This is a genomic window from Bradyrhizobium macuxiense (genome assembly GCF_001542415.1).
Lineage (GTDB): Bacteria > Pseudomonadota > Alphaproteobacteria > Rhizobiales > Xanthobacteraceae > Bradyrhizobium > Bradyrhizobium macuxiense.
This window is the reverse complement of the sequence record NZ_LNCU01000014.1, coordinates 23,867-29,866: the sequence shown is the minus strand read 5'-3', so window position 1 is coordinate 29,866 and position 6,000 is coordinate 23,867. Positions and strand designations below refer to the sequence as shown.

General features: G+C 65.6%; 7 protein-coding genes. 6 read left to right on the top strand and 1 reads right to left on the bottom strand.

Going from position 1 to position 6,000, the window contains the following annotated elements:
- The 5 genes from AS156_RS43855 to AS156_RS03185 form a co-directional block, all read left to right on the top strand.
- A partial coding sequence (locus AS156_RS43855) for a vWA domain-containing protein (RefSeq protein ID WP_245312527.1) occupies positions 1-640 on the top strand: 640 nt, incomplete at its 5' end.
- A gap of 25 nt (positions 641-665) precedes the next feature.
- Positions 666-989 (top strand): XdhC family protein, encoded by a 324-nt coding sequence (locus AS156_RS03200; RefSeq protein ID WP_066499895.1) that lies wholly within the window; start codon positions 666-668, stop codon positions 987-989.
- A gap of 2 nt (positions 990-991) precedes the next feature.
- Positions 992-1,693 (top strand): XdhC family protein, encoded by a 702-nt coding sequence (locus AS156_RS03195; protein ID WP_066499891.1) that lies wholly within the window; start codon positions 992-994, stop codon positions 1,691-1,693.
- Positions 1,690-3,294 carry an NTP transferase domain-containing protein gene (locus AS156_RS03190; RefSeq protein WP_066499890.1) on the top strand — a complete coding sequence of 535 codons (1,605 nt, stop codon included), beginning with the start codon at positions 1,690-1,692 and terminating at the stop codon, positions 3,292-3,294. The genes AS156_RS03195 and AS156_RS03190 overlap by 4 nt, the downstream gene beginning before the upstream one ends.
- A gap of 266 nt (positions 3,295-3,560) precedes the next feature.
- Complete coding sequence (locus AS156_RS03185; protein ID WP_136625979.1) at positions 3,561-3,968, top strand: DUF4189 domain-containing protein; 408 nt, start codon at positions 3,561-3,563, stop codon at positions 3,966-3,968.
- A 98-nt stretch (positions 3,969-4,066) separates the two neighbouring features.
- On the opposite strand, the gene AS156_RS03180 is transcribed toward AS156_RS03185, so the two are convergent.
- Positions 4,067-5,284 (bottom strand): NAD(P)/FAD-dependent oxidoreductase, encoded by a 1,218-nt coding sequence (locus AS156_RS03180; RefSeq protein WP_066499889.1) that lies wholly within the window; start codon positions 5,282-5,284, stop codon positions 4,067-4,069.
- Positions 5,285-5,509: 225 nt separating this feature from the next.
- On the opposite strand from AS156_RS03180, the gene AS156_RS03175 reads away from it, so the two are divergent.
- Positions 5,510-5,920 carry a DUF2000 family protein gene (locus AS156_RS03175; RefSeq protein ID WP_066499887.1) on the top strand — a complete coding sequence of 137 codons (411 nt, stop codon included), beginning with the start codon at positions 5,510-5,512 and terminating at the stop codon, positions 5,918-5,920.
- Positions 5,921-6,000 lie beyond the last annotated feature (80 nt).

Here is a 6,000-nt window from a genome sequence, read left to right as displayed (position 1 = left end):
CCGCACCGTGCGCAACTCCTTGCGCACCGGCGGGGAGATCATCGATATCAGAAAGCTCGGCCGGATCGAGAAGCCGGCACCGATCGTGGCGCTGCTCGATATCTCCGGCTCGATGAGCGAGTACACCCGGCTGTTCCTGCATTTCCTGCACGCCATCACCGACGCCCGCAAGCGGGTCTCGGTATTCCTGTTCGGCACCCGGCTCACCAATGTGACGCGGGCGTTACGGCAGCGGGATCCGGACGAGGCGCTGGCGAGCTGCTCGTCCTCGGTGGAGGACTGGGCCGGGGGAACGCGGATCGCGACCTCGCTGCACACTTTCAACCAGCTCTGGGCCCGCCGCGTACTCGGGCAGGGCGCGATCGTACTCCTTATATCCGATGGACTAGAACGGGAGGCCGATGCCAAACTGGCCTTCGAAATGGACCGTTTGCACCGGTCCTGCCGTCGCCTGATCTGGCTCAACCCGCTGCTGCGCTATTCCGGCTTTGAGGCCAAGGCCCAGGGTATCAAAATGATGTTGCCCCACGTTGACGAATTCCGCCCGGTGCATAACTTGACGTCCATCAAGGGGCTGATCGAGGCGCTGTCATCCCCACCGCCGGCGCACCATCGCAGCCTGATCCGCTCCGTAGCCTGAAGAAGCATCCAAACAGGAGGCCGCCATGTTGAACCGCGACGAGGATATCCTTCAGGCCGCCGAGACCTGGCAGAAGCAGGGCCACGGCGTGGCGCTCGCCACCGTGGTCGACACCTGGGGCTCGGCGCCGCGCCCGGCCGGCTCGAGCCTCGTCATCAATGACGAAGGCACTTTCCTCGGCTCGGTCTCCGGCGGCTGCGTCGAGGGCGCTGTGGTCACGGAGGCGCTCGACGTGATCGCAAGCGGCCAGCCCAAGATGCTCGAATTCGGCGTCGCCGACGAGACGGCCTGGAATGTCGGCCTGTCCTGCGGCGGGACCATCCGCGTGTTCGTCGAGAAGGTCGGCTAGCCGTGAAGCTCGAGATCCTCAAAGAGCTCAACGCCGAGCGCGCCGCGCGCCGCCCGGTGATCGTCGTCACCGACACCTCGAACGGCGAGCAGCGCCTGGTGAAGGCCAACGAAATCGCCGCCGATCCGTTGCGTGCCGAGCTCGCAAAGCAGCTGCGGATGGGCAAGAGCGGCAATGTCGAGGTCGGGGCTAAGAAGCTGTTCCTCAACGTCTACGCGCCGACCGCCAAGCTCGTGATCATCGGCGCGGTCCATATCAGCCAGGCGCTCGCGCCGCTGGCCCGCTCGCTCGATTATGACGTCACGGTGGTGGATCCGCGTACGGCGTTTGCCAGCCCCGAGCGCTTCCCGGACGTACCGCTGGTCGCGGAATGGCCCGACGTCGCGCTGCCGCCGCTCAACGTCGATGCCTACACCGCCTTCGTCGCGGTGACCCACGATCCGAAGATCGACGATCCGGCGCTGCTGCACGCCTTCGATCGCAACTGCTTCTATATCGGCGCGCTCGGCTCGCGGAAGACGCATGCCAAGCGTGCGGATCGGCTGCGTGCACAAGGCGCCAAGGACAGCGACATCGCGCGCATCCATGCGCCGATCGGCCTCGACATCGGCGCGGTGTCGCCGGCGGAGATCGCGGTCGCCATCATGGCCGAGATCACCGCGCAATTGCGTTTGGCTCCCAAAGAAAAAGAAGAAGCGGCATGAAGTTCGGTCCCGCCAGTCCAGCCGACGCGATTGGCGGCGTCACCGTGCACACGCTGCGCCAGGGTGCGCTGGTGCTCAAGAAAGGCACCACGATCGGCCCCGCCGAGGTCGAGGCGCTCACCAAGGCCGGCGTTTCCGAAGTCGTCGTGGTGCGGCTGGAGGAGGGCGATGTCTCCGAGGACGTCGCGGCCGCCAGCATCGCGCAGGCGGTTGCGGGCGAGGGCGTCAATGTCGAGCGCGCCTTCACCGGCCGCGCCAATCTGTTCGCCGCGCGCCCCGGCGTGCTGGTGGTCGATCGCGCCGCGGTCGACCGCATCAACGGCGTCGATGAGGCCATCACGTTCGCCACCCTCGCGGCATTCAAGCCGGTGGTCGAGGGCGAGATGATCGCGACCGTCAAGCTGATCCCGTTCGGCGTGGAAGGACGGCTGCGCGACGCCGCGGTCGCGGTAGCCGGCAAGGACACGATGCGGATCGCGCCTTACCTGATCAAGAAGGTCGGCGTGGTCTCGACGATGCTGCCGGGTCTCGTGCCGAAGGTGATCGACAAGACGCTGCGCGTGACCGCTGAGCGGCTTGCGCCGGCCGGCGCCACTATTATCGCCGAGCGTCGTATCCCGCACGATGAGGCGGTGCTTTCGGGCGCGATCAAGGAGTTGCTCGGCCTTGGCGCCGAGCTCGTCATCGTGTTCGGGGCGTCCGCCATCGCCGACCGGCGCGACGTGATCCCCGCGGCGATCACCGAGATCGGCGGCGCGGTCGAGCATTTCGGCATGCCGGTCGATCCCGGCAATTTGCTCCTGATCGGCAGCGCCGGCGGCGTGCCGGTGCTGGGCGCGCCGGGCTGCGCGCGCTCGCCGGTCGAGAACGGCTTTGACTGGGTGCTGATGCGGCTGCTCGCCGGCATCAAGGTGACGCGATCGGATCTTACCGGCATGGGCGTCGGCGGCCTGTTGATGGAGATCGTGACACGCCCGCAGCCGCGCACCGTTCCCGAGACCGAGGGCAATCGCAACGTCGCGGCGATCGTGCTCGCCGCCGGACGTTCGACCCGGATGGGCGGCCCCAACAAGCTGCTCGCAGAGCTCGACGGCAAGAAGCTCGTGCGCATTGTCGCCGAGCAGGCGCTGGCCTCGAAGGCTTCCGAGGTGATCGTCGTCACCGGGCATCAGGGCGAGCTGGTCGAGCAGGCGCTGGCCGGGCTCACGGTGAAATATGTGCGCAATCCGGATTTCGCCGGCGGGATCGCGAGCTCGGTGAAAGCAGGCATTTCGGCGGTCTCCGACAAGGCCGACGGCGCCATCGTCTGCCTCGGCGACATGCCGCTGATCGATGCGCAACTGATCGACCGGCTGATCGACACCTTCGCGCCGGATCGCGGCCATCTGATCGCGGTGCCCGTCAGCGAAGGCCGCCGCGGCAATCCGGTGCTGTGGTCGCGGCGCTTCTTCACGGAGTTGATGACGCTCGACGGAGACGTCGGCGCCCGCCACCTGATCGCCAAGCACGCCGAAGCCGTCGCGGAGGTGCCGGTTGAAGGCAACAGTGCCTTCCTCGACATCGACACGCCGCAGGCGCTGGAAGCGGCGCGGCGCAGCTAAGGGTCCTCCGCGTCGTCCCGGCCAAGCCAACGGGTCGGCGCTTAGCGCCGCCCGATGACAGGCTCAGCGCGAGCCGGAATCCATAACCACCAATCTTCATTATCGGTGGGATAGCGGCCCCAGCTTCGTGCACTCAACGGTATCGATGGTTATGGGTCCCTGCTTTCGCAGGGACGACGCGGTGAGGATGTCATCTCAACCCGTCATTCACCATCTGGCAACGACCCCCGGATAGAGTCGCCGGCGGACTTTGGGGGATTTCCGTCTTGATCATTTCGACCGCCGCCGCGCAGCGCCGCGCGCTGATGATTCTTGTCCTGACGTTGCTGATTGCCGCCACGCGTTTCTCCGTGGAAAACTTCATCCCCAAGGCTCGCGCGGCCGGCGCGTTCGCGGTCGGCAAGTGCGGGGCGTATGGCCAGGCTTACGACTATCCGGCGGAAGGGGCCGCGCGCGCCGCGGCGCTGAAGCAGTGCAGGGGCGACTGTACCGCTGTCAGCATGAAGCGCGCCTGCGCCGCGCTTTCGATCGACATGACCAATCCCTGCGGCGCCCACGGCTATGCGGTGATGCCGAAGATATCGAGCACGCTCAACGCCGCGACAAAGAAGTGCTACGAATATGGCGGCAAGGAATGCGTGATCCGCGCCTGGGCCTGCGACGCCAAGGGGTAGGGCGGCGCTATATCCGCAGGGTCCGCTGGCTGGGCGAAGCGCAAACGCGCTGATGACCTCGAGCCGGGACGCTCGACAGAAGCTCAGAGCGCGGAAGCTCAGACCGCACCGTAGAAGTGACGGTATTGCCAGGCGGCATCGCTCTGCAATCGGGCTTCAGACCACGACCGGTCCTTGAACCGCGTGACCGACATCGGCGAGAGATCGATCGGTGGCTGGCCGTCCACGATCCAGGCCGCAAGCGCCTCGCCGACGGCCGGCGAGATCGAGAGACCGGCGACGTTGCACCCGCTTGCAAAATAGAAACCGGTCGTGCCGGCGGCTGGGCCAAGAATATGGTGGCCATCGGCGGTCATCGTCGGGATGCCGCCGCGAAATTCCCGCACCTTGGCGGTTTGCAGGAACGGGAGCTGATCCTTCACTTCATCGGCTGCTGCATGAAGCACGCCGATGTCGAGCGGCATGTCCTTGACGTCGAAGTCGGTCCCAAGCGATTGCATATCGAAGAAGCGCGGCGTTTCCTCGTAGACGCCCCAAAGGAAGCCGCCCTGACACGGGCGCGCGTACACCGCGGCATCCATGATGCGGATCATTGGCAAGTCGGCGCGCGCGCCATCCAAAGGCTCGGTGACGATCAGCTGCTGCCGGGTCGGCACCAACGGCACGCGAATTCCGCTTGCCTCCGCGACCTGCCGCGTCCACGCGCCGGCCGCATCAACAACAACAGGACTTTCAATGATGCCGCTCGCCGTGGTCACGCCGATCACGGTGCCGCCGATGATGTTTACGGCGCGTACGTGGGTCTTCGGCAGCAGTGTTACGCCCTGGGCCGCCGCCGCCCTGGCGAAACCGACAGCAACCTGTGCCGGGTCGAAATACCGGTCGTCGCCGATCCGCATCGCCGCCACGACACCCGTCGTTTCCAGAAATGGATTGAGCCTGTTCGCCTGCTCCGGAGAGATCAGCTCGACATCAAGGCCCATGCGGCGCCCGCGCTCGAAGTCGTCCTTGATCACTTCGGCATCCTGCGGCCGACGCGCAATCTTCAAGCTGCCCGAATGGACCCAGTCGAGCGGCTGGCCGGTTTCTGCCGTGAACGTTTCGATCTTGCGGCAAGCGTCCTTGATGAGGTCAATCATCAGGTCGCCCTTGCGCGCGCAGCTCACCATGCCTGCCGCGCGAGGCGAGGTCTGCGATCCGATCTCATGCTTGTCGACAAGAGCGACGCTGAGACCTCCATGCTTGCTCAGGTAATAGGCTGTGGCCGCGCCCAATCCGCCCGAACCAATAACAACAACGTCGGCCTTGCTGATCATGATGCAATGCCCCGAAATATGCTGTGGTGATCGAAACCCCCGAAGCCTACTACACGGTGCAGGGACTGACTATCGCGTTCTGTCCCGGCACGGGCAGCTTCGGGCCTTCAGGCGGACTTGCGTGCAGCGGCCGCGACGTCTGCTCGGGTGTCGCCATCGCCATGGGCGCCTGCAATTGTGCATACGCGCTGGCGTTGCCCGGGGCGCCTCCGCTAGACTTATGCCATGCAGTTTGACACCAAGATCGCGGTCGTGATCCGCAACGACCTGGAAGTCTGGCAGAAGCTCAACGTCGCATCCTTCTTGTCAGGCGGTATCGCGGCCTCCTTTCCGGAATGCGTCGGCCAGAATTACGAAGACGGCTCAGGGACCAGGTACCTGTCCCTGATCGGACAGCCGATCCTGATCTACGGCGCCGATCGCGCGCAGTTGTCGCGGGCACTCGAACGCGCATTGGCGCGCGAGGTGCGGCCGGCGCTCTACACCGAGGACATGTTCAAGACCACGCATGATGCCGCCAACCGCGAGGCGGTGAGGGCGGTCGCGCGCGCCGATCTCAATCTGGTCGGCCTCGCCGTCCGCGCCGAGCGCAAGGTGGTGGACAAGATCCTCGACGGGCTGAAGTTTCACAGCTAGCGGCGCGCGCAACGTTGATGCGGCTGCATCATCTGCGACAGAACAACCCGGCCGGGCAAACTCGGTAAAACCCGTTAAGC